Here is a 3,520-nt window from a genome sequence, read left to right as displayed (position 1 = left end):
GGCTCTGCGGATGGATCCGTCTCCCTTGAAAGCTTTACCACTTTAGCTAAGACTTTAGAAGCGGCAAAAGTACCGCATGAAATGATCACCTATAGTGGTGCGCCACATGCCTTTAGCGTATTCGGCAGCGATAGATATGATGCTCGCGCTGATGAGCGTTCTTGGAAACGTTATTTGGATTTTTTAGCAGAAGCCTATAAATAATTTGACTGTCTGTAAACAACATAAGCCACTCTACACAAAAAGACCTCTCAATCGATCGTTATAAAATCTTGATTGAGAGGTCTTTTTTGTCCCAAAGCTTCAGTAAGCTAGAATTTTTGAAAAACCAATAGCTGGTTATTAGCGGGCATCGCATACTTATTAGATAGTCTTAGATGATGTGTCTTTGCCAAAGCAATGATGTCTTCTAAATGACGAATACCACTCTTTGGGTCGCGTTGCCTGAGACTGATATCAAACTGCTGATTACCCGCGCTGCTATAATGCCCATTTTCATTAAACGGTCCATAGACGATTAACTTACCATTTGCAGGTAATACATAACCGACCAATTCAAATAATTTGGTAACCAAAGACCACGAAATAATATGCAAGGTATTGGCGGTAAATACCGCATCATAGGGCTGATTGCTAGCAGGACTAATCGGTAATGGATCGACTGCCAAATCAAAAGTCAGCGGTTTATATAAATTAGGTGCAGAATAAGCAGTATGCCAAGCATTGATAGTGGCATACTGCGCTAATACATCACTCGTCTGCCATGTTAAATGCGCCAATCTTGGTGCGAAATACACACTATGCTGACCAGTTCCTGAACCAACTTCTAACACATGGGTAGATGATTGCAATTCTTTTTGCAAAACCTCCAAAATCGGCTGCTTATTGTTCTCACACGCTTGAGAAAATGGTAGTGCAGTAGATGGATATATACTCATTTAGTAAATCCCAGCCTCTAATCCAGCAGCAAGGGTCATCGCTAGTTCTTCGACTTGTCCAGTAAATGCTTCTTGCCAATCTCCCTGTAAAATCAGCGCTTCTTGAATCCACGACCAACGCAGCCCAGTAGTGATTGTCTTCATTGCACGTTTGGTACCCGTACCATCCTGTCCAGCACGAATATATAATGCAAAGGGCATGCCTTGCTTCTTTTCCAACACTGGATAGTAGCAGCGATCAAAAAAGTCTTTGGTCAGACCTGCCATATAGGCTAGATTTTCAGTCGTGCCCAATAATAAGGCATCTGCTGCCAATACATCTTCAGGTTGGGTATCCTGTGGTGTTTTAAGAATGACATTGATATCAATATCAGGATGACTAGCACCGTCATAAGCAGCTTGTGCTAATTTTTTGGTATTAGGTGATGGCGCATGAGCGACGATAAGCAAGGTTTTGGTAGCCATGTTAATTACCATTATAGAGGTTACTAGTTTTTGGAATTAGTAGTTCTTGGAATTAATAGTCACTTTTTGAATAATATCGGGATGGATACTTTTAGCAACTGGACATGTTAGCGCAGTGTTATAAAATATTTTTTGCGTTTTATCATCTAACTGCTGATTAAAAGTAATAGCAACATGTACTTCACTGACACGCCTTGGATCAGCTGCCATCACTTTGGTCACATCAGCAGTAGTGCCTGCAATATCGATATCCATATCACGAGCTTTGATACCGATAATCGTCAGCATGCAATTAGCTAAGCTGGTTGCCAATAAATCTGTCGGTGAAAATGCTTCACCCTTGCCTTGGTTATCTACAGGTGCATCGGTAATGATTTCATTGTTTGATTGCAAATGAATAGCGGTAGTACGTAGATCGCCTTGATAAGTTACTTTTGAGGTTGTCATAGATTTCTCTTTCATAGTTCTGTTTAATAGTTATAATTTATTCGCACCCTTCAATGCCCATACAACCACATCCTCTTTCTCAAGCTGAGGTTGCCGACCTAATTCAAAATTAGGGCACATGAAAAATACAAACTTTAACCTAGCATTAGTTTTCAGTACTTTATCTATATCTTTCTTAATCTTCTGATTGCTTGTTGGAGCTACTGCAGCAAAAACTTCAGCAGCTAGTTCACCACATTCAGATTCAATATCTGAACCTGGAGCAGTTCCAAGATTAAGTCTAAATGGAGTTAGTTCTGGGTGTTCAGTAAATAAAATTTCCAATGCATAAAATGATGCTAGATAGGTAAAAGACTGGTTAATCTGCTCGATTATATTGAGTGCACGGTTAGAGTTTAAAGGATCAAAACCTATACCGCCAAACTTCATCTTTGAAAAGAGCGTTTGCGATGAGCTTGACGTAATTTCAGAGCTAATCTGAAATAAAGACTTGTCCATTGATTCATACAATTTTTGCTCAAGTTGTTTTAGCTCTTCGACATCGTTTACTGTGAAAGATTTAAGCATATATTTTCTTATATTTTTCTATAAAGATTGAAAACGAATATTTTTTATTTTAGGATACGTTTTATACAACTTGATGCGATTGAGCTACTAATTCTTTAAAATCACTCTCTTGCAAAATACGTATATTTTGACCTTTCGAAATCAAATCTTCTGCCTTAATGTGCTTTGAACTTTTCTTCTTTCCTGCAAGCTTAGTTATATCTTGATCACCTACTACAATTAATGTTGTTTTCTTCGTGACACCTGCACCAATTGCAAAACCAACGCTTGCTGCTAACTTTGCTGCTTCAACTCTAGGGATTAGAAGAGCTCCGGTAAATACTAATATTTCACCGTAGAACTCTCCCTCAGAGTTTCCTTCTCTCTGAATTGAACCATTGCTATCACTACCTATAGGTTTACCAACACGATAAAGCCATCCATTTATATCAATTCCAGTTTTATTCATTGCTGACAATATAACTTGTCCTGCAGCCTTTGCATCCTCTAATGCATCATGATGCTTGAACTCATAGCCTATAATTTTACAAACGTTAGCTAAGCCATAACCACTCCAAGCACATTCTTCCCAAGTTCGACGTGCTACACGCGCTGAGTCAAGCCAAGTAACATCTAGTTGATTTAATGAATATTTTTCAAAAGCTTTACGAATAGATACGCGATCAAAATGTGTATGGCTAACACATACTGAACCTGACATAAATTCTGAAAGCTTTAATAAAACTTCATTGAAAGTTGGCGCACCTCTAACATCTTTCTCATTTATACCATGAATACTTATATTGATACCATCAAAATAATCTTCAGGATCTATTAGGCTAGACCACTCTTCTTCTAAAATTCCATCCTTGTATTTAGCCAATCCAATCTGACATATTGAAGCCATATCAGCATTTGCTGTTTCCACATCTATTGCAACAAATTCCATTTCTTACACCTTTCGTTCTTACAATGTTCACTATGAAAGCAAACTAGATATATTTTGGATATACTTACTGCTCTAAGCCTATATCCAACCATACTACATATTAATAGAATAATGTTGAAGTTAATAACTTAGGATCAAAATTTTACGCACAAAGAAAATCCCCCGTCTAGTTACC

The 3,520-nt window shown here is 38.0% G+C and carries 6 protein-coding genes; 1 reads left to right on the top strand and 5 read right to left on the bottom strand.

The window, feature by feature from the left end:
- Positions 1–204: dienelactone hydrolase family protein (locus CAN34_RS11880; protein WP_165767654.1), on the top strand; the 204-nt coding region annotated here is incomplete at its 5' end.
- A 107-nt stretch (positions 205–311) separates the two neighbouring features.
- On the opposite strand, the gene CAN34_RS11875 is transcribed toward CAN34_RS11880, so the two are convergent.
- The 5 genes from CAN34_RS11875 to CAN34_RS11855 all read right to left on the bottom strand — a co-directional run bounded on the left by CAN34_RS11875 (position 312) and on the right by CAN34_RS11855 (position 3,345).
- Positions 312–938 (bottom strand): DUF938 domain-containing protein, encoded by a 627-nt coding sequence (locus CAN34_RS11875; protein ID WP_089555823.1) that lies wholly within the window; start codon positions 936–938, stop codon positions 312–314.
- Entirely contained in the window at positions 939–1,403 is a 465-nt protein-coding gene (locus CAN34_RS11870; protein WP_089555822.1) for a flavodoxin family protein, read from the bottom strand.
- Between the two features lie 36 nt (positions 1,404–1,439).
- Positions 1,440–1,850: an OsmC family protein gene (locus CAN34_RS11865; RefSeq protein WP_089555821.1), complete on the bottom strand. Its 411-nt coding sequence runs from the start codon at positions 1,848–1,850 to the stop codon at positions 1,440–1,442.
- 30 nt (positions 1,851–1,880) lie between these two features.
- Entirely contained in the window at positions 1,881–2,417 is a 537-nt protein-coding gene (locus CAN34_RS11860) for a hypothetical protein (RefSeq protein WP_079691048.1), read from the bottom strand.
- 61 nt (positions 2,418–2,478) lie between these two features.
- Positions 2,479–3,345 (bottom strand): exonuclease domain-containing protein, encoded by an 867-nt coding sequence (locus CAN34_RS11855; protein WP_079691047.1) that lies wholly within the window; start codon positions 3,343–3,345, stop codon positions 2,479–2,481.
- Between the last annotated feature and the right edge of the window lie 175 nt (positions 3,346–3,520).

The sequence above is a fragment of the Psychrobacter sp. DAB_AL32B genome, assembly GCF_002224105.1.
Lineage (GTDB): Bacteria > Pseudomonadota > Gammaproteobacteria > Pseudomonadales > Moraxellaceae > Psychrobacter.
The sequence above is the reverse complement of the archived record's forward strand: the minus strand, read 5'-3'. Positions and strand labels throughout refer to the sequence as shown.